Here is a 20,376-nt window from a genome sequence, read left to right as displayed (position 1 = left end):
GCGCAGCCCATTGCCGCGGGCTGCGCGTTAATCGAGGGCTGGATAGTCAGGTTAGCGTCCGCTTAACAGCTGCAAATTCAGTTGGGGGGAAAACTCGGGTGGGGCAGCGGGCAGCGGGCAGCGGGCAGCGATAGGCCGCAGATGCTCGACAAGGTCAGGCCAGGGCGAGAGTGGCGGCAGCCAGAGGATGGGCGGCAGGCGCCTGTGGGCTGTCTTGCCGAAGCGCCACAACCGGACCAAGCGGTGCCGGCTGTGGCGGGCGGTTTAGGAGTGGACGTCGGCCGTGGGTGCCACACTGCCCGGGCTGGTTGTGTCGGGCGCTGGCGCCGTGGCGGCGGGTACCTCAGCGGCCGGCACTGCCTGCAAATCAGCCACACCGGTATCGACGATCTGGGCAAACTGATATTGCCCCATGGTAAAGGTCGGCGCCAAATCCGCCCGCGAAACCCAGTAGTGGCTGTCGTCGTGGGCAAAGCGGTAGCGATAAAGTTGCTCGCCCGACTGCACGCTGATCTCCGTAACGGTGGCCTCAGCCGGTGGCGGCAGATCGGCGACACCAGTCACCCGCAATTCCGACAACACTTTCAACAGTTGCTGACGCGGGGCATCGGCCGCGGCCAGGATGTTGCCCTCGGCCTGCAGCTGCCACTGGTCACCCTGCTGCTGCAGCTGATACTCCGCTCTTTTTACCGAGCTAACATCGTTCACCGCCAGCAGGGATTTATCCAGCCAGCGGTTGGCGTGCAGCGGGAAATCAACACTGTTTAACGCCAGCGAGTAGACCGGATCCTGGCCAGGCAGGCGCCCGTAGACCTTGCGGTAGGCGGGCGAATCCCCCAACAGCAGCACCGCCGAATCACCGCCCGATTTCACCTCCAGACGGCGTTCAAAATCGTTGTCGGCCACCCGGAAGCGCTCGTGGGCAGAGGCGGTTTGGGTCACCGGCCAATCCTCGTGCTGGCCGGCGAGATGGCTGAGTGCTTCGTCCAGCAGTTGTTTATCGGCCGGCAGGTTATTGAGGCCCGGTAGAATCCAGCCACCATCCGGCCGGCGCACAATGGTTACCGACTGGTTGTTGCTGCCGGTGATATCAAACTCGGTCACCGAATCCGGGGTAAAGGTTAACAGTGGGCCACTGGGCGGGGTTGTCTCCCGGTGGGCCTGTTGGGTGTAAACACCGACTGCCAATAACAGCTGTGCTATCAGAACGCCGGTGAGCCATTTCATGGTACTGGTCATTGCTCTTCTCCCACTCGCTCTAGCCTACTAGCCACGCTTGATAACGCGCCATTCGTCGCCGGCGCTGCAACCGCTCGCCGGCCGCCACCAGCAACAGGGCCAGTGCTGCCATGCCATAGTTGCCGTACTCCCAATAGGATTGGGTGGTGGTCGCCATCGGCGGCAGGGTGCGATTGAAGTGCCCCCGGGAGCGGATGCTGAGCAGGCCGGCATCCTCCAGAGACCAATCGATGGCGTTGGCCGCCAACTGCAGGCTGTTGAGGTACTGCGACTGATCGACACCAGCCGTCATCTGCAGCACCGAATCCCGCCACAGATCGTTAGAGGCCACCACCAACAACCGGGCGGAACTGGGCGAACGCTCCACCACCGCGCCCAACTGCAGATCGGCCTGGTCGGGTTCGGCGGTGGCATCCGCATCGACGTCAGCCGGCGCCGCCAACAGTGGTGACGGTTTGCCGGCAAAGTAGGAGTCAAACCGCCCCTCGCTCAATACCGCCAGGGTACGGGTTTTGGTATCGCCTTCTGGCTGGTAGCTGGTACTGCCCTGGTCGTTGAGCTTGGGCATAACGTCGGTATCCGATGACAACCAGGCGCCGTCGGAGCTGGTAATCAATGGTGTTACCTTGCGGCTGCCCTGGTCGCCATCCAGGGTAATGGGCGATGCCCAAGCCATGGTCAGTTGTGGCAGCTGGGAAGTGATCAGATTCTGCTGACTGAGCTGATCGCCGCGCACGTCGATAAAGTAGGGGTAGTCGAGCATGCGGATATCTTGAATCTGATAGCCGCCCACATTGCGGCTGACCGGTATCGGGAAGGCGCTGTTGTGCGGGTCGAGCACCATACTGTCGCCAATATGAATACCGTTGTGCGCCAGCCAGTCAGCCAGGCCACTCTGATTGCCCGTCACCGCCAGGCTGCGATTGGCCAGAGAGGCGGTGTAGGGCGAGGAGGCCAGAATGACGGTGCCACCCTGCATCAGGTACTGGTCGATGGCAAACAGCTGGTTGTCGTTGAGCTCCTTGGGCGCCAACACCATGAGGATATCGACATCGCCAGAAACCTGGCCGTCGTCAATATTTTCATCCACCACATTCAACTCGGCGCCGAGGAATGAGCGCAACTGGTCGAAGTGGGGGCCTGGGTCCGGCATGTAGGGCGAGGCCGGTTGCCCAGCTGCCGGTGTTACCAGGCCGACGGTTTTGGTGTAGCCCTCTGAGAAGCGCTTCAAACCCGACTCAAAATTGCGGGTGAAACTACTGATGGCCAGGTCATCCAGCGGGATCTGTAACACCTGGTCGCCGCTGGTTAAGGTCATGTAGAAGTAGAAGTGCTGGTCACTGAAGAGGTTGGTGGCCATGGGCCGGAAACCGTAGTCCTGCTCAATTTGTGCAGCCACGGCACCGTTGTCGGCCTGTGGATCGATTACCCGCAATTGCAGATGGCCAGCGGACTTCTTCTGCTCCGCCTTGACCTTGTCCAATAGCTCCGTCTTGTACTTTTGCAGCTCGGTGGGAAGCATGGGGTCGCCGGAGACGTAGGCAGTGAAGGTGAGATCATGGCCGAGATTGGCGTACAGATCGCCACCCGATTGGTAACTGGCCAACACCTTTTTAATCGCCCGGGTGAGGTCGTGCTCCGGGTTGCGCAGCTCGACATTGAGGTCGCCCTCGCCCTTGGCTTTCACCTCAATCAGATCTTCAAAGCCTAGTACCTGGTGCTGGTTGCCATACTGCACCAGCACGTTGAAATAGGAGCTGACAATCGCCGATTGATGGCGGTCGGCCACCTGGAAGGGTACCGGCTGAATGCCGTACTCCTGATTGGCCTCTTTCTCGAGCTCGGGGATTTGCAAAGGGTCGATAATCTCCACCCGCACTTTATCGCCCCCGGCCACCTGGTACTCCTCGATCAGGTCGCGCAGCTGGGGCACTAAAGGTGCCAACAGCGGGTGGGTTTTGCCACTGAAATAGCCGCGAATCAGCAGCGGCTCCTGCAGCTGTGCCAGATAACCGCGGGTGGCATCGGAGATGGAGTAGAGGTTGCCCTCGGTCATGTCCGCCCGCAGCTTGCCAATGGGGAAGAGCCAGAGGTTAGCCACCAGGGCATTGATCACAATCAGAGCGGTGACAGAGCGCCAGCGGCGATGGTGAGGCCGGGTGCCACCGTAGACCCAGCGCTCTTTCTCGAGCACATAGGCATTGAGCACCAGGAAGATAAGAATCAGGCTCAGGTAGTAGGTTAGATCGCGGATATCGATCACCCCCCGGGCGATGGACTCAAACCGGCTGCCGGTGCCAAACAGACGCAGCCACTCACCCGCCTGATTGCCGACGAAATTGGTGATGGTGCTGTTGCCCACCAGATAAAAGGTACCGCACAGGGCGGTGGCCAGAATAAGGCTGACTATCTGGTTCTGCGCCCGGGCCGAAACAAACAGCCCCATGCTGAGATAAGCCGCCCCCATCAACAGAGTGGCCAGGTAACCGGCGAACACCGGCCCCCAGTCGAGATCGGCAATAATGGCAACGGTAATGGGCAGCGGCAGCGTCATCGCCAGGGCGATGGCCAGCAGCACCAGGCAGCCCAAAAATTTACCCAGTACAAACTGCCACAAGGGCACCGGCTGGGTGAGCACGGTCTCTAAGGTGCCGGTGCGTCGCTCCTCACTCCACAGCCGCATGGTTAACGTCGCAGAGAGAAAGATCAGCAGGATCGGCATCCACTCAAACAGGGGGCGCACGTCGGCAATATTGCGGGCAAAAAAGGCCTCACCCCAAAAGAAGACAAACAGGGTAACGCCGGCAAAGGTGGCCAGAAACAGATAAGCGATGGGCGAGGCGAAAAAGAGGGTCACCTCTTTTTTGGCAACCCGCAGAATACTGGTGGCAACGTTAGGCTGCATGGCTGGCCTCCTCGCTGACGGGAGCACCGGCGCTATGGAACAGGCTCTCCAGATCCTGCTGCTGGGGATTCAACTGGTAGAGATCGAAGCCGGCACCGATCACCGCCTTGGCGATACGCGCCGAGGCCTCGGCCAGAGGCCCGCCGTCACCCAGGTGCAGTCGGTAGGCACTGGCCTCAGTGGTTTCATCAACAGGCAAGGCTTCAACACTCTGCACGCCGGCAAGGCCTTTCAGCAGTGGCAGCTCCTGGCTCGGCAGGTTGCTGTGCAGGATTACGCTGCGGCTGTTGCTGAGGCTGGCCAGGGACTCATCCACCACCAGCTGCCCGGAGCGTAAGATCAGCACCCGCGAACAGATCGCCGACACCTCCTGCAGAATGTGGGTGGATAAAATCACCGTCGCCTCTTTGGCCAGCTCGCGAATCAGACGGCGCATGTGTTGGGTCTGTTCCGGGTCGAGACCGTTGGTGGGCTCATCCAACACCAACAGTTTGGGCCGGCCCAAAATAGCCTGGGCCACCCCCACCCGCTGCTTGTAACCACGCGAGAGAGTACTGATGGCACTGGCCAGTTTGTCTTGAATGTCGGTGGCGGCGAGAGCGTAGCGAATGGCGGAGATTTTTTCCGGACCGGCCAGCCCTTTGAGAGTGGCACAGTAGTCGAGGTAATCGGCCACACTCATTTCCGGGTAGACCGGTAGATTTTCAGGCAGGTAGCCCAGACCCTGTTGGATCTTTTTAGGATCGGTGGCGACGTCTATGCCGTCGACTTGAACATAACCGGTATCGGGTTCGAGAAAGCCGGTAATCATTTTCATAATGGTGGTTTTGCCGGCGCCATTGTGGCCAAGCAAACCAACAATTTCACCTTTTGCCACCGTGAATGTCACCTCATCGACCGCTCGCTGCGCGCCGTAGTTGCGACTTAGCCGGTTCACTTCCAGCATGATAACCTCCTTAGCCAATTTCCCAGCCGTTAAAAGTCGCCAGTAAGAGGGGCGTAGTCTCAAAAAGTTCACGGGCAAAATTGGCAAACGAAAAGTAACGCACAGAAGGATCGAGCTTGGAGAAAAAATTGCAATCGCCTACCAACGGCGTTTGCAGAGCCCCCGGAAAGTTGTCTCGCCGCGGTAAATCTGGTACTCATGCCGGTTCGGCGCGACTGACCGGAACGCGATCACTCACTCAGCATTGGAAATTTTTGGTATGGAGCAAGCAGTTACGCCGTTGGCAATTAGCGACTCGGATTTGCAGGAGCGTCGCGAGAAGGTTTTTCTGGCACTGGCCGGGGTGTTCATCTGCGCGATGACCATGCTCAATATTATTGGCAGCACCCGCTTTATTGAGTTGGGCCCCATGGCCCTCACCGTCGGGGTTCTGCCCTACCCCATCACCTTTCTCTGCACCGATTTAATCTGCGAACTGTTCGGCAAAAAGCGGGCAAATTATCTGGTGACAGTAGGGTTATTTTTAAACTTTTTTATTCTCGGCATTATCACCCTGGCCCACAGCGCCACCCCGGTACCAGGCATTCCCTGGCATAACCTGCAACTGGTCGAACCCGTCGTGGGGCTACCCGGTGACCAGGCGTTATCGGGCACTGCTGAGCTGTTCGATTTTATCTATATATTTGCCACCGGCACGGTGTTCGCCAGTATGTTTGCCTATGTGGCCGCGCAATATATTGACGTGCGCCTGTTCCATTTTTGGAAGCGATTAACCAAAGGCAAACATTTATGGCTGCGCAACAACTTCAGTACCCTGTTGAGCCAAGCGGTGGATTCGGTATTGGTGATTGGTATTGTTTTTTGGGGAGCCCTGGCACGCGGTGAAATCACACTGCAGCAATATTTCACCTACATGGCGAGCAGCTATCTCTTCAAAATGTTTGCCGCCCTGCTCGACACCATTCCATTTTATATTCTGACGGCAAAACTGAAACGCTACCTGCACGTGGATCGGCAATACAGCAGCCAAACCGGTTAACCGGGTGTTCTCACCCGGCAATCTGCCGCCGAACAATCAGGCCTGCCACACCTGCCAAATCATGCGCACACTGATCACCACTATCAGCAGGCCAAATAATTTTTTCAAAATAGGCACTGGCAACCAGTGAGCCAGGCGCACCCCCAGGGGAGCGGTGAGCACACTGGCCACAGTGAGCACCACCACCGCCGGCAGATAGATAAAGCCTAGCTGACCACTGGCGAGCTGAGTGTGTTGCCAGCCATTAACCAGGTAGCCAAGGCTACCGGTGATGGCAATCGGCAAACCCAGGGCCGCCGAGGTTCCGATAGCATCGGTCAGCTTATGGTTGCGCCAATGCAGGTAGGGTACCGTTAGTGAACCGCCGCCAATGGAGACCAGCGCCGAAATCGCGCCAATCACGCCGCCTGCGGTAGCCAGCTCCAGCCGCCCCGGTTCACTACTGCTCTGTACACGTAACGGAAACCACATCTGCCAAGCCACCAAACTCATAAACAGGGCGAAAAAGACGGCCAGAGCGTGCGCATTCAGTTGCGCTACAAGAAAGGTAGCTAGGAAGGTCCCCACAAACACCCCAGGCGTCATGGCACGCCAGCTTGGCCAGATGACCCCACCCCGTTTGTGGTGCGCCCAGGCACTGGCAGTAGAGGTGGCAATAATGGTGGCCATGGAGGTACCCAGAGCCATGTGCATAATCTCCTCGGTGGGAAAACCGAGGTTTAAAAAGAGCGCACTCAGCGCCGGTACAAAAATACCACCGCCACCGATTCCAAACAGACCTGCCGCCACCCCCACAAAGGCGCCCAACAAAACCAACATCACTATCACTTCGCCACTGATCACCGCTACCTCTCCACTGCTAACCATCGGCCATTCAAATTGGCGCACACTCTACACCATTGTGACCGTCAGCGACGCAGAGAATACGGTGTGCTTTAAATTGGGAAGCGATTGGGTTACAAAGCCGATTGCGCAAGCGAGCCACACTCACGCACGAACCCGCCAATAACAATAAAAGGATGACCCCGTGACAGAACCGTATCGTTTCGAGCGCCTGCAGTTGAGCCGTACCGCAACAGGCATTGTCGAGGTAAAGCTCAACCGACCGGACAAATTTAACGCCCTGGATGCCGCCACCTTCGACGAACTCTGCCAGGTAGTTGCACAGCTGCACGACGATAAGCAGCTGCGCGCGGTAATCCTGTGCGGTGCCGGCCCCAGCTTTTGCGCCGGCCTGGATGTCAGCCTGTTCGCCAACCCAAGCGCCATCGCCGACCTGTTGACCCGCAGCCACGGCGACTGCAACCGCTACCAACAGGCAGCTGTCGGTTGGCGAACCCTACCGGTACCGGTGATCGCCGCAATCCAGGGCCACTGTTTGGGCGGCGGACTGCAGATTGCCCTGGGCGCCGACCTGCGCTTGGTGCAGGCCGATGCCAAGCTCTCGATTATGGAGATTGAGTGGGGACTGATTCCCGATATGGGGCTGACGCAGCTGGCACCTCCGTTGGTGCGTACCGATCAACTGCGCGATTTGGTCTTTAGCGGCCGGATGATCTCCGGCAGCGAAGCGGTGAGCCTGGGCCTGGCGACCCGGCTGGCGCCCGAGCCCATCGCCGCCGCCCGAGCCTACGCCGAGCAGCTGCTGCACAAAAGCCCCGATGCGTTGCGGGCGGGGAAGGCCCTGCTCAATCAAGGAGCGCTGGCAGCGGGTTTACTGGCCGAATCCGAAGCCATGGCCGCGCTGTTGCGCTCGACCAACCATCGCGAAGCGGTAGCCGCCAAGATGGCCAAACGACCACCAGTGTTTGCCGACCCGCAATAATCAGAGTTCGCAGCTGGCTCGGGGAGAGCAGCTATATAGAGGTGGGAAAATTACTGGGGGGCGCCAAGTAACCCAACAGTGAACTGGGATTACCTGGCCGCTAACCAGCTGCCGCCCGGCCACTACTTCTCGGGCAGCAGCGCAATCACCTTCTTGGCAATTTCGGTGTTGTCCTGGTGACCGCGAAACTGCTCCGCGCCCATGCCGTAGGCCATCACCGGAACATCCACCGCCGTGTGACCACCAGTGGTCCAACCGGTATTGGTTAGTCGATCAATCAACTTCTTCACCAGACCTTCAGCACTGCGGGCATCGGTAAGGCCGGCCAGCGCCGTCGCCTCTTCAGCATTAAGCTCCGCACCCAGCTGCACTTTAAGCAAAGCAGCACGCTTACCCATGGGCAAGGCCAGCAGCTGTTCGGCGATTTTCGTGGGGGACTGCTCAAGCTTGCGGATCACCTCCGGATGCCACTCATATTTGCCGCTACTGCCCAGACTGATACCGCCGGTGCTGTGGTCGGCGGTAACCACCAGCAGCGTCTCGCCATCAGCATCAACAAACTGTTTCAGCCACTCAAGAGTAATGGCCATATCGTCCATCTCCCCCATGGCCGCGGCCACATCGTTGGCATGACCACCCCAATCCACCTGGCTGGCTTCTATCAACAGGAAGAAACCCTGATCACCTTGCAGATGCTTAACGGCGGTTTTAGCCAGCAGTGGCAGGCGTTGATGGTCTGGGTAATCGAGCGCCCAGGGCAGCCCTTTGTCGGCAAACAGGCCCAATAGCGGTTTACCCACTGGCGCGCTGGTCAACGCCGCCATGGAGTCGACATATTGGAAACCCGCCTCCTGAAACTCCGCCACCAGATTGCGGCCGGGGCGGATAAAGTAAGCCCAACCACCGCCCAGCATGACGTCCGCTTTAAAGTGACCGTTTAAGCGATCGTCAAAGTAGCTGTCGGCAATCTCGTTGTAGTTGTTGCGACTCTCGTTGTGAGCCATGTAAGCAGCGGGAGTGGCGTGGTTGATCTGGGAGGTGACCGCAATTCCCGTCTTCATACCGCGCTGCTTGGCCAGCTCCAGCACGGTGGGCAGTGGTTTGCGATTGACGTCCACACCAATAGCGCCGTTGTAGCTTTTCACTCCGCTAGAGAGCGCCGTGGCGCCGGCGGCGGAATCAGTGACCACACCCGACTCAGGCGCCGGGTAGGTACTGGCCAGGCCAACCAGAAGCTCGTCGAAGATAGTGGTCTCCACCACGGGCGTGGCCGGGTCATCGGCGTAATAACGGTAGCCAGAGGTGTAGACGGGCCCCATGCCATCGCCAATCACCATAATGATATTTTTGGGTTGCTCCGCAGCAAACACCCAAGGGGTAACAAACAGTAAAAAAGCACCGATTATCCGAATCATATTTCTATCTCACCTACATCCCACAATAAAACGTGACAGACTACTCAAAAGTTAAATTCTTTGCGCCAACAGAAGACGAATTCACCCAGAAAAGGTCTCAAGCATCGCTTCAATTTGTTACAAACAACGTATTAAACAAGACGCGATGTTAAACCAGTTACCCACTCGATCATCTGTACAAAAATTCACCTATCGCAATACGCGATTACATAGGACAGGGAGTCTTTAACACAAACAGGGATGATTACCCACAGTTAATTTTTGAGCGCAGGTTGTTCAACGACCGCTCCCAAAAGTGATCTTTACTGTTACTTAACAGTTATTCATCCCGCCAGAACGGCTTGATTTCACACAGCTTCTGTTGACCCAATCACACTTGTGAGCCTTTAAATAATTACAAGTTCTATTTGGTGAACAAAGTTAGCGGAACAGTTAACACATTTTAAAATTGGTCCCGGCTCCAAAAAATTTCACCACTTGGCCAATGGTATACTTTGTGTGCAAATTCTGAATTTCCCAGACCAAGCCTGATTCTTATCATTTTTTTTCAGTCTGAGCCCATATATGAAACGTTTGATAACCCCGATCGCAAGTGCGTTAGCGTTGGCATCCACCAACATCTACGCAGATTTTCCCAATGACCCCGTGGAACCTGGGGTCATGATCAGCAAATCAATCCCCGAGCTTGGACGCCTCACAGTAATAGAAGTACTGGGTGACTACATTATTGGTATCCCCGAAAAGCCCTCTTCTCCCGATGGTGCCGACTACCTGGTACGCGCGGTCGATATCTCCGACCCGAAAAATCCAGTTACAGTCGCCACCTTTGGTGAAACCGCACACCCGGTTCTCGCCCACGGCACCTACAAACGACTCAACGAGGTTTACATTGGTGGCGGGCGAACCTCAGACAATGCCATCCGCCTGAATGAGGACGGCAGCCTGAGTAAAGTCAATTGGTCAGCTTATACAACCACCAACTATGGTAAGGCCGCCGGCAACTACCCCTGGGCCGCCAAGCACTGGTGGAGCTACGATGATGTGTCGGGCAATGCCCAGCTCTTCTACAAAGATGAAGTGATGGCTGAGTGGGACCACCTGGGCTTGACCGGGGTTATCGGTTTCCCAACCATTGTCGGCAATATACTGCTGTACGGATCAGATCAATCGTTCTCCGGCGCCGCCGCTTACGACATCAGCGACCCGCACAACCCTGTGCTGTTGGACGTATTAAAGCTACCGGCCGGACACCCAACATTAAAAGACAGCCGCACCGGCGAGCCATTGCAATATGGCCTGGGTGGCTATTGGTATGAGGTCACTGGCCACTACATGGTCTTTGCCCGACGCCTGGATAACCCCGGCATACAGGTGGTTGATTTCTCGGATCCAACCAACCTGAAACTACACTGTGAAGTGCTGTTCAACGATCCCGCCTCTGGCTTGAGCAGTAGCGGTGTTGACAACCCAATGTACGTCAACTTCCAGGATGAGTACGCTTTCGCCGAACAGTTAAAAATCAATGTCGAGACCTGCGAAGTTGCCCTGCAATTTGACGAGCAAAAATACGGTGCTGAAACCAGTCAGTACAGCCGCCCAATTGGCAACCTGATGCTGGCCGGTGGCGGCCATAACTATTTGCTGGAAAACCAAGGGATTAAATCAGGTGGTTTGAGCATTTGGGGCCATCAGGCCGAGCCCGACACACGCCCACCTTACGTCTCTTACCACATCCCCAAAGCTGATCAAACCAACTACCCGGTGGGCGCCCCGATCAGCATTATGATTCCCGAAACTCTGCACGCCACCACCATTATTCCGGGCGATACCCTCACCGTTACCGAAGTGGGCGGTGCTGAAGTTACGGTTGACTACGTGTTGACCCACGCGGGTTTAATGACCGTTGCACCACTGAATGACTTCAAGCCCAATACCACTTATGAGGTACATCTTGAAGGCATTGAAGATGCCGTGCACAACAAGATGCTGCCCTACTCTTTCCGTTTTTCCACTGGCAGCTCAGTTGAGCAGAGCCCACCCACCATTCAATCTGTCGCCATCGCACCAGGCTCCACACTGCTGGTGGATGAGAGTGTAACCGTCACCGTTAATGCTACTGACCCCGAGGGTGACGCCATGGAATACCGCTTCCGGGCTTCCGAAGGCGATGAGTATGGCGAATGGTCCTCCTCCAACAGCTCCGTGATGAGCTATTCAGAGACCGGTACCTATCGAATTAATGTACAGGTACGCGATAGTAATGGCGCCTTGGTTACCGAAGTTGAGAATGTTGTGGTTACCGATGTGCTCTATCCGGACGAACCCAGCCTGGCCAGCGGCCCTATGGCCCTTGCCACCGGCGGCTCATTTACCTGGGTGGTTAACCCCGATAACGATACTGTCAGCCGAGTTTCTACCAGCACGCATAATCTGCAGTCGGAGTTCAGCGTTGGCGCAAATCCGTTCAGTGTCGCCGTCGACGCAGGCAATCTAGCCTGGATTACCCTGCGCGATGAAGACGCCATTGCCATTCTCGACCGTCCCGGCAATCGTGTGGATACAATCAACCTTCCCTACGGCAGTGGCCCCACCGGTATCGTTACCGATCGTGAGCGAAGCGTGATGTATGTGGCCCTCTACAACTCCGGCAAGGTGTTGAAATTTGATGTTGCCACACGGACTCAAATCGGTGAGATCGATGGTTTGACCACCCCCTACGCCCTAGCACTGACCGATGCCAGTGATAAATTACTGGCCACTCGATTCATTTCGCCACAAAACTGGGGTGAAGTGTACGCAATCAATACCAACAACATGACCCTGGCCAGCACCATACGTCTTGATAAGAACATGGTACCGGATGACATCGACCAGGGCCGCGGAGTACCGAACTATCTCTCCAGCATCATTATTGATGCCAATGATCAGTTCGCTTATGTGGTTGGCAAAAAGGACAATGTTGGTCGCGGGCTGTTAAATGGCAACGCCGATATCGACGATGACAATACCGTGCGAACCTTTATCGCCCAGATTAATCTGGCCGGCAACACCGAAAACCGCTCGGAGCGTCTTGATTTCGACAACGCCGACTCGCCCTCCGCGCTGGCAATCGCCAGCAATGGCCTCTATGTCTTTGCCGCCCTGCAGGGTAATAATCAAATAGCGGTATTCAGTCGTGACCCAAGCAACGGCACACTCGGCGGCGTCGTTAGTAAAATCACTGCGGGCTTAGCACCACGCGGCCTGCTGTTTGATTCCGCCACCGAGCAGTTGTTTGTGAAAAACTATACCGAACGCAGTGTCAGCACCGTCGACATGAGTGCATTCCTCTCCGGCAACATTGTTAACCCCACGATTAACAAAACCGTTACCGTCAGCAGCGAGAAGCTCTCTGCCCAGGTACTCAAAGGCAAGCAACTCTTTTTCAACTCCGTATACGGTTTGGACGAAGAGGGCGAAGTACTTGCCAGAACCAGTGCCGAAGGCTACCTGAGCTGTGCCACCTGCCATATTGATGGTGGCCAGGATGGTCGAGTCTACGACTTCACCGGTCGCGGTGAGGGTTTGCGTAATAATATCGCCCTCAAAGGACGCTCCGGCACCCGTTTTGGTAATGTCCACTGGTCCGGCAACTTCGATGAAATTCAGGACTTCGAAAACGATATCCGCCTGCGCTTTTTAGGCCGCGGCCTGATGACCGATGCGGACTTCGAAGCCTCCTCAGACCCTCAAGGTCCGGTAAAAGCCGGTTACAGTGAAGACTTGGATGCTCTCGCCGCTTATGTCAGCAGCCTGGGCAAAGAATCTCTACCACGCAGCCCATACCGTGACAGCATTGGTGAATTAACCTCAGCCGCCCTGCAGGGCCAACAGGTCTTCATCGATCTCGGTTGCGACAGCTGTCACCGTGGTAAAGCCTTCACCGATGGAATCCGTCATGATGTCGGTACAATGCGCGAATACTCCGGTCACCGTCTGGGTGGCGAGCTGGATGGCATCTCCACACCATCGCTACTTGGTGTATTCGAATCCGCTCCTTACCTGCACGATGGCAGTGCCGAAACTCTCGATGCTGTTTTCGCCATTCTTGGCGGTGAAGTATTCCAAGCTGAAGAGGCCTCTCTAAGCGGAGCCACAATTATCGATACTGGAGAATTCTCCTACCTGCGACATGGCTCTGGCGTAATGTTGTCCGAAGGCGGCAGTGTTTCGGTCACCACCAGCGCCACCGCGCACAATGGCGCTGTACGAGTACGCTACGGTTCGGTAGCGTTTGCCACCGATATGACCGTTACAGTCAACGGTACCGCTTACACCCGCCCACTGCAGGTTCTGCCAACAGTCGACGGGGAGAACGTCTCCTTTACCGAAGCTGTATTCACCGTAGCCTTGGCTGACGGCAACAACACTATTAGTGTCAGCATCACCCCCTCTGACGCCGGTCAAACTGTCGCCATTGATGACATCACCGTCAGCACTGCCGCTACGGCTGATACAGGTAGCGCCCATACTGTTTTCCAAAGCGCGTCCGCGAGCGATAAAGAGAACCTGATGGCCTACCTGTTACAAATCGACAAAGCCAGTGCTCCAGCAGATGATGAAGAGATTGTTCTCGGCGCGTCCGATGGTAGCGGCACCGGTACTGGTGGCACTGGTGGTGGCACTGGTGGTGGCACCAACAATGAAACTACCGATAACCCAGGCACTTCTGTAGAACCTACTCAGGAAGAGACCATTGACGGCGGCAGTCTCTCTGCCAGCGAAGATGGCGGTTCTGGTGCTAACGGTCCATTCTGGTTACTGTTGATGGCACTGACTGCGGTCGCCGCCAGACGCCGAAATAGAAAAGCCTGAACGCAGGTTTAATTGAAAAAGCCCTATCGTTAGATAGGGCTTTTTTTTGCCTGTTATCACGACGATTAATACACCCGCAACACCCGCAACACCCGCAACACCCGCAACACCCGCAACACCCGCAACCCGTTTAACCTGCCCCAGTGCAGAATCGATTAGCAAGTTGCAACCATTATCTACCAGAGTAAATAGCCTCGACCCACCTACTTTGCACTTACGCCTCTAACGAAACATTTACCGCCCAACAGAATAATCACGCCGACACAGACTCAAAATTAAACGACCAGGAAGCAGACCTGTATAACGACTGCGAGAGCATAGAATCTATCACCGAATTTTACGGCAACCCCACGGATAACTATTTACAACAACGGATACAGACCGCGTCGCCAGTACTGGCTTAATAGCAAATTCAATTACACCAGCAACTTCACACAACTTGCGCCCACAAAGAGAGCTTACATTATTTATCAGCCATGCTGAGCTCCACCAAATCAAGCAGCAGCATCAAGTAATTCTCTTGTCGGTGACAGTCGACACGAAACATTGGCAACATACAGAGTCTGCAGCCAAAAACTCTATATTCGAAAAAACAGGAATAACCGAAACAAAAAATTTACACAGCAGACACCAACACTGAATAGCTAAATACCAATAAACAGCACACTCAACATTTTCCAGTGAAAGCTGAACAACGACAACTGAGAGTTCGCAAAGTTAAAAACCCGAACCTCCAATGATGAACTTCTTTTCAAGATGCAGTTACCAACAAAAGAGCAACCCAAACCACACAGAGAACAAGGAAATATTAATGGAAATCTTTAATACCAATTACCAATTGACAAATAACCCCAACCACCAACAAGCAATAAAATAGTCCACACAAGCCATTGCAGAAACCCACCACAACACTCATAAACCAAATACTTCTGAGGATATTTACTGAGCGGATGCCGCCATCACAACATGGTAGATGTTTATACAACAATCAACCACAGCGCAACGAATCAATCAGAATACCGTGCTGATGCAGCCAGAAAATAACCACACAAAGAAAACAAGACATAAAGCCACTTGACCCAAAATGCACATACCTCTATGCCCAAGCTACACACCGACTATGTGCCACTAACAAATAAAAACAACCAACCAAGCAGTTAAAATCAACTCACACAAACTCCGCCAACCTGATCACATAACGAAAACCTCTGTAAAAAATATCTTGATGTCATAACTAAAACCAAACACAAACACAAACACAAACACAAACACAAACACAAACACAAACACAAACACAAACACAAACACAAACACAAACACAAAACAAATGTGCTAGATCACACATAAAATAAAAAATAAATCACACAAAAAATGCCAACTCAAAACGAATTACTTCACAGAAAAAACAAATAAAAACCCACTAACCCGATAATAAAATCAACCCAATCAACAACAAAAAATATTTTCACAACGTAATTAGAATTTCATTTAGAAATCAGTTCTTCATAAGCTAAACCACTGAATAACTAGGAAAAAAGCTCCAAGCGCCACCTCTCCTCCACAATTTTTTCATAATGTTAAACACTTATCTTTTTATCAGAGATACATCTAACGCTTTGACTATTTAATTAATTTTTAGTCTTACCCAACTGCTATTCTAAGGTTCGAGTGACTTCAAACCTTTTTTAGCAACTATCAGTTTTATCAGGCAAAGCCTGTTAAAGGACGTTATATGAATTACCGAACGACCTTTGCATTACTAGCATGTCTACCGGGCCTGACTCAGGCAGATTTCCCCAACGACCCAGCGGAGCCTGGCGTCATGATCAGTAAGTCAATTCCCGAGCTAGGACGCTTAACAGTAATTGAGGTGTTGGGTGATTACATAATCGGCATTCCCGAAAAGCCCTCTTCTCCCGATGGGGCCGACTACCTGGTACGCGCGGTCGATATCTCCGACCCGAAAAATCCAGTCACAGTCGCCACCTTTGGCGAAACCGCACACCCGGTTCTCGCCCACGGTACCTACAAACGACTCAACGAGGTTTACATTGGTGGCGGGCGAACCTCAGAGAATGCCATCCGCCTGAATGAGGACGGCAGCCTGAGTAAAGTCAATTGGTCAGCTTATACAACCACCAACTATGGTAAAGCCGCCGGCAACTACCCCTGGGCCGCCAAGCACTGGTGGAGCTACGATGATGTGTCGGGCAATGCCCAGCTCTTCTACAAAGATGAAGTGATGGCTGAGTGGGACCACCTGGGCTTGACCGGGGTTATCGGTTTCCCAACCATTGTCGGCAATATACTGCTGTACGGATCAGATCAATCGTTCTCCGGCGCCGCCGCTTACGACATCAGCGACCCACACAACCCCGTGCTGTTGGACGTATTAAAGTTACCGGCTGGACACCCAACGCTGAAAGATCGCTCCGGCGAGCCACTGCAATATGGCCTGGGTGGCTATTGGTATGAGGTCACTGGCCACTACATGGTCTTCGCCCGACGCCTGGATAACCCTGGCATACAGGTGGTTGATTTCTCGGATCCAACCAACCTGAAACTACACTGTGAAGTGCTGTTCAACGATCCCGCCTCTGGCTTGAGCAGTAGCGGTGTTGACAACCCAATGTACGTCAACTTCCAGGATGAGTACGCTTTCGCTGAACAGTTAAAAATCAATGTCGAGACCTGCGAAGTTGCCTTGCAATTTGACGAGCAAAAATACGGTGCTGAAACCAGTCAGTACAGCCGTCCAATTGGCAACCTGATGCTGGCCGGTGGCGGCCACAACTACCTGTTGGAAAACCAGGGGATTAAACCCGGTGGTTTGAGCATTTGGGGCCATCAGGCCGAGCCCGACACTCGCCCGCCCTATGTCTCCTACCATATCCCCAAAGCTGATCAAACCAACTACCCGGTGGGTGCACCGATCAGCATTATGATTCCCGAAACTCTGCACGCCACCACCATTATTCCGGGCGATACCCTCACCGTTACCGAAGTGGGCGGCGCTGAAGTTACGGTTGACTATGTGTTGACCCACACCGGGTTAATGACGGTTGCGCCACTGAATGACTTCAAACCCAATACCACTTATGAGGTACATCTTGAAGGCATCGAAGATGCCGTGCACAACAAGATGCTGCCTTACACTTTCCGATTCTCAACCGGTTCTACTATCGCCCAGGCCACCAACAGCGCACCAACAATCAATTCGGTACAGGTTTCACCGTCGGCCAACGCCTTCCTCGGCGAACCCGTATCGATCTCCGTCTCCGCAGCCGATGCTGACGGCGATCTGCTTGAGTATCGTTTTCGTCGTGCCGATGGCGAGGATTACAGCGCATGGTCAAGCTCCAGCAGCGCCAGCTTTAGCTATGATGTCACAGGTAATTACGACATTAACGTTCAGGTCCGTGACAGCAAAGGAGCATTGGTAACTTCAGTAGCCAATATTCTGGTTTCCGAAACATTGAATATCGCAGAATCCAGCTTGGCGAGCAGTTCAGTGGCACTCACCAAAAGTGGCGCCATGGTTTGGGTAGTCAACCCCGACAACAACACCCTCAGTAAGGTGAGTTCCAGCACCGGCGTATTGAAAGCAGAATACCCAGTCGGCAACAATCCACGTGGGGTTGCCGTTGATGGATCCAACCGCGCCTGGGTAGCACTCAAAGATGACGATGCGCTCGTTATTATGAGTAACACTGGCGAGGTGCTTGATACCATCCAACTGCCTTATGGCAGCGCCCCCACCGGAGTGGTCTCCAACCGGGAAAGAGACACCCTGTATGTTGCGCTCTATAACGCCGGCAAGGTGTTAAAAATCGACGCAGCAAGCCGTTCTATAGTCGGTGAAGTTAGCGGGCTGACAACTCCGAAATCAATGGCCTTGACCGAAACCGGCGACAAACTGTTAGTGACTCGGTTTATCTCCCCTGAACATTGGGGCGAAGTCTACGAGATCGCTACCAATTCGATGACGTTATCGCACACCATTCGCTTGGATAAAAACATGGTGCCCGATGATATCGATCAGGGCCGAGGTGTCCCCAACTATGTCTCAGGCATTGTGATTGATGCCAACGACGCATACGCCTATGTGGTTGGTAAGAAAGATAACACCGACCGTGGCTTGTTGAACGGCAATGCCGATATCGACGATGACAACACCGTACGTACCTTCGCAGGCAAAATCGACCTGGCAACCAGCTCCGAAATCCGCGAAGAGCGAATGGACTTCGACAACGCCGACTCGCCCTCTGCTGTAGCGCTGTCCAGTAATGGACTCTACCTGCTGGTCAGCCTGCAGGGTGACAACCAAGTCGCCGTGGTCGGCCTCGATCAAAACTCAGGCGCATTCACCGGCATCGTGAGTAAAATCGCCACCGGTCTGGCACCTCAGGGTTTGTTGTTCGACAGTGCAACAGAACACCTGTTTGTTAAGAACTACACCGACCGTACTCTATCAACCGTTGATATGAGCAGCTTCCTGCTGGGTAAAGTTGTCAATCCAGAAATCGTACAGGCCACTACCGTACAGAACGAACTTCTCTCGCCAGAAGAACTGCGCGGCAAGCAGATATTCTACGATGCCATCTTCGGCAAAGAAGAAGAGGGTGAGCTGCTGGCCCGCACCAGTGCCGAGGGTTACCTGAGTTGCGCCACCTGCCATATGGATGGCGGTGACGACGGTCGTGTCTACGACTTTACCGGCCGCGGTGAAGGTCTACGCAACGACATCGCCATGATTGGCCGCTCCGGCACCCGCTTCGGTAACGTGCACTGGTCTGGCAACTTCGATGAGATCCATGACTTCGAGAACGACATGCGCCTACGCTTCCTGGGCCGCGGCTTGATGGCTGACGCAGACTTCGCAGCCACCTCCGACCCACTGGGTGCAGGCAAGGCTGGCTACAGTGAAAACCTCGACGATCTGGCCGCGTTTGTCTCCAGCCTCGGCCAAGCTTCACTGCCGAAGAGCCCTTACCGTGACAGCATCGGTGAAATGACTCCGGAAGCACTGAAAGGTCAGATGGTGTTTGGCGACCTGGGTTGTGACGGTTGTCACCGTGGCGAAGCCTTTACCGACGGTGTTGCCCACGACGTCGGCACTCTTCGCAGCTACTCCGGTCACCGCCTCGGTGGCGATCTACCCGGTATCAAAACCCCCTCACTGCTTGGCCTGTTTGCCACCGCGCCCTACCTGCACGATGGCAGCGCCAAAACTTTGGAAGAGGTCTTCTCCATCGTAGGTGGTGATGTCTATCAAACGGAAGATCAAATTCTACGCAAAGGTGCAGAGGTAATCACCGCTGGCGAGTTCTCCTACATGCGCTCTGGATCGGCTGTGCAATTGCCAGTGAAAGGCTTCATGCAGATGAACGTTGATAGCATTGCCCACAGTGGTAGCGTACGCGTACGTTATGGTGCCGCCCCCGCCGGTAGCAAAATGGTTATCGACATCAACCGCCGCAAGTACCAACGCGATCTGGTCTCCATGCCCAGCGTAGACGGTGAAACCGTCGCCTTTGAGGAAGCGATCTTTGATGTCGACCTCGACGAAGGACGCAACCAGATCCGTGTCACTATCCGCTCAGGGGATAACAACGATAGTGTGGTCATTGACGATATCACCGTGAGTACCGCTGAAAGCGCAGCCTTGGCAAAAGCACACAGCAGCTATCAACAAGCCTCAGCCGCTGAAAAATCCAACCTGCTGGCCTACCTGCAGCAGTTGGATCGCAGCAGTGCCCCGGCCGATGATGCAGTGGTTACCTTAGGCGATAGCTTCAGCGGCAGCTTGACCACCCTGAGCACCACCTCCAGCACGACCGCGACGGGTACCACGGCTGTAGAAACTGTAGACTCAACCACTACCGCAACGGGTACCACCCAGCAAGAGACGGTAGATACCACACTGTAAGGGAAGATTTGCACAGGAATATAAGAGGGGTAGGGAAACCCTTCGGGCTCGACTGGGCGCTGGATCACTTCAGCGCCTTTTTTGTTTCTGCCGAGCAGCCAAATGTAGCAGTCGAAAATAGATAAGGGCAGCACTCACCGAGCACCCTTAAAAGAGCACCACTGGGAAAAGCCACCCCAGCCAGCAATCAATACCGCTTTTTCGTAGCGACGTCATAGCGCCCA

The 20,376-nt window shown here is 54.6% G+C and carries 9 protein-coding genes; 4 read left to right on the top strand and 5 right to left on the bottom strand.

What is annotated here, in order from left to right:
- Positions 1 to 264: 264 nt before the first annotated feature.
- The 3 genes from SBL51_RS20875 to SBL51_RS20865 are packed head-to-tail and all read right to left on the bottom strand — an operon-like array spanning position 265 to position 5,090.
- The gene (locus SBL51_RS20875) at positions 265 to 1,239 is read right to left on the bottom strand and encodes a DUF4340 domain-containing protein (protein ID WP_317933099.1); all 975 of its coding nucleotides are present in this window, start codon (positions 1,237 to 1,239) and stop codon (positions 265 to 267) included.
- A gap of 19 nt (positions 1,240 to 1,258) precedes the next feature.
- Complete coding sequence (locus SBL51_RS20870) at positions 1,259 to 4,144, bottom strand: Gldg family protein (RefSeq protein WP_317933098.1); 2,886 nt, start codon at positions 4,142 to 4,144, stop codon at positions 1,259 to 1,261.
- Positions 4,134 to 5,090: an ABC transporter ATP-binding protein gene (locus tag SBL51_RS20865; protein WP_317933097.1), complete on the bottom strand. Its 957-nt coding sequence runs from the start codon at positions 5,088 to 5,090 to the stop codon at positions 4,134 to 4,136. The genes SBL51_RS20870 and SBL51_RS20865 overlap by 11 nt, the downstream gene beginning before the upstream one ends.
- A gap of 259 nt (positions 5,091 to 5,349) precedes the next feature.
- Here SBL51_RS20865 and SBL51_RS20860 point away from each other — a divergent pair, with 259 nt between their 5' ends.
- On the top strand, positions 5,350 to 6,129 hold the full coding sequence (locus tag SBL51_RS20860; RefSeq protein WP_317933096.1) for a queuosine precursor transporter: 780 nt from the start codon (positions 5,350 to 5,352) through the stop codon (positions 6,127 to 6,129).
- A gap of 36 nt (positions 6,130 to 6,165) precedes the next feature.
- On the opposite strand, the gene SBL51_RS20855 is transcribed toward SBL51_RS20860, so the two are convergent.
- The gene (locus SBL51_RS20855) at positions 6,166 to 7,017 is read right to left on the bottom strand and encodes a sulfite exporter TauE/SafE family protein (RefSeq protein WP_317933095.1); all 852 of its coding nucleotides are present in this window, start codon (positions 7,015 to 7,017) and stop codon (positions 6,166 to 6,168) included.
- A 139-nt stretch (positions 7,018 to 7,156) separates the two neighbouring features.
- Here SBL51_RS20855 and SBL51_RS20850 point away from each other — a divergent pair, with 139 nt between their 5' ends.
- Positions 7,157 to 7,954, top strand: a complete 798-nt coding sequence (locus SBL51_RS20850; RefSeq protein ID WP_317933094.1) for a crotonase/enoyl-CoA hydratase family protein — start codon at positions 7,157 to 7,159, stop codon at positions 7,952 to 7,954.
- Between the two features lie 122 nt (positions 7,955 to 8,076).
- On the opposite strand, the gene SBL51_RS20845 is transcribed toward SBL51_RS20850, so the two are convergent.
- Complete coding sequence (locus SBL51_RS20845; RefSeq protein WP_317933093.1) at positions 8,077 to 9,369, bottom strand: alkaline phosphatase; 1,293 nt, start codon at positions 9,367 to 9,369, stop codon at positions 8,077 to 8,079.
- 660 nt (positions 9,370 to 10,029) lie between these two features.
- Between SBL51_RS20845 and SBL51_RS20840 the strand changes: the two genes are divergently transcribed.
- Positions 10,030 to 14,223, top strand: a complete 4,194-nt coding sequence (locus tag SBL51_RS20840) for an Ig-like domain-containing protein (RefSeq protein WP_317933091.1) — start codon at positions 10,030 to 10,032, stop codon at positions 14,221 to 14,223.
- 1,732 nt (positions 14,224 to 15,955) lie between these two features.
- Complete coding sequence (locus tag SBL51_RS20835) at positions 15,956 to 20,152, top strand: Ig-like domain-containing protein (protein ID WP_317933090.1); 4,197 nt, start codon at positions 15,956 to 15,958, stop codon at positions 20,150 to 20,152.
- Positions 20,153 to 20,376 lie beyond the last annotated feature (224 nt).

Source organism: Halioxenophilus sp. WMMB6, assembly GCF_033283405.1.
Lineage (GTDB): Bacteria > Pseudomonadota > Gammaproteobacteria > Pseudomonadales > Cellvibrionaceae > Halioxenophilus.
This window is presented reverse-complemented; position numbering and strand designations above follow the sequence as displayed.

Bases quoted from the DNA above. Each gene is read 5' to 3' on its own strand.
- SBL51_RS20860 (WP_317933096.1), top strand. From the start codon at position 5,350: ATGGAGCAAGCAGTTACGCCGTTGGCAATTAGCGACTCGGATTTGCAG.
- SBL51_RS20840 (WP_317933091.1), top strand. From the start codon at position 10,030: ATGATCAGCAAATCAATCCCCGAGCTTGGACGCCTCACAGTAATAGAA.
- SBL51_RS20875 (WP_317933099.1), bottom strand. From the start codon at position 1,239: ATGACCAGTACCATGAAATGGCTCACCGGCGTTCTGATAGCACAGCTG.
- SBL51_RS20865 (WP_317933097.1), bottom strand. From the start codon at position 5,090: ATGCTGGAAGTGAACCGGCTAAGTCGCAACTACGGCGCGCAGCGAGCG.
- SBL51_RS20835 (WP_317933090.1), top strand. From the start codon at position 15,956: ATGAATTACCGAACGACCTTTGCATTACTAGCATGTCTACCGGGCCTG.
- SBL51_RS20845 (WP_317933093.1), bottom strand. From the start codon at position 9,369: ATGATTCGGATAATCGGTGCTTTTTTACTGTTTGTTACCCCTTGGGTG.
- SBL51_RS20870 (WP_317933098.1), bottom strand. From the start codon at position 4,144: ATGCAGCCTAACGTTGCCACCAGTATTCTGCGGGTTGCCAAAAAAGAG.